The sequence below is a fragment of the Bacillus cereus group sp. N12 genome (assembly GCF_016483575.1).
GTDB lineage: Bacteria > Bacillota > Bacilli > Bacillales > Bacillaceae_G > Bacillus_A > Bacillus_A toyonensis.
In genome coordinates, this window is sequence record NZ_JAEHBO010000187.1 from 1 (window position 1) to 900 (window position 900).

The window sequence follows — 900 nt, forward strand, 5'->3', positions numbered from 1 at the left end:
TTAAATAGATACATTTATGTGACGGCTTGTATAATAGTGACTTTTCTTATTTTGAAATAAATAGGTCAGATTAGATTAGTAAAATCAATGTTTTTTGTTGTATTTTGCTTAATATGTGTTTTTTATTTAAATACTGGTAAACTTTTTTTATGTTTTAAAAAAGATAAATAATATAAAAATATCGTACCATTTTGAATAAGAAAACATAGATTATATGTGAGACGAGTAGTGGTTTACTTGTTTACGCTTTTATAAAAACCTCCTTTAAAAAAGGAAATCTATTAATAGATTTCCTTTTTATTTTTAATGTAATTGATATTGTTTTAGGTAATTTGAAAGTGAATTTTAATTTAATATATTTTAACGTGTAAATATAACGATATGAATTGATGATTGTAAAAGGTAATAAAAACTCTTTTTAAAAATTTGAAAAAGAAGGTGTTACCTTTTTTAGAAGGAAAACAGCTTAGAACAGAGGGAGAATAAAATATATCTCAAACTTATTGGGGATCTGAGATAGCTAAGAACTTAGGAATTGCTTCAAGTGCTTTGCTTAAATATTGTTTTGTCTTGGAGGAAGCTGAGTATTTTTTCGAGCGGGAACAATAATTCTAGAATTATTGTTATAATGATGTAGCAATTATAGAACGGTTAATATCAGCTTTAGAATAGAAGAAGTCATTTTGGATTCGCTTGTTTGGTAAATAAATTAAAATCTATTAATTAAAGAGACTTTTGCTTTTTATTTGAAAAAAATAAGAAGTGAGCTTTTTGTCTATTATTAATAATGATACTGAATTTTTAGCACTATAAATGTTAGTCAAACATATATTGTAGTATTGGAATAGGTTTCACTCACTTATTTCATTTTATTTTATAGTTTCCTTTAGGAGAACACCA

1 pseudogene is annotated in these 900 nt (G+C 24.6%); it reads left to right on the forward strand.

Annotation, left to right across the window (positions count from 1 at the left end):
• Positions 1-489: 489 nt before the first annotated feature.
• Positions 490-666, forward strand: a pseudogene (locus tag JDS92_RS31750) (DUF3967 domain-containing protein); the annotation flags it as partial.
• Positions 667-900: the final 234 nt, after the last annotated feature.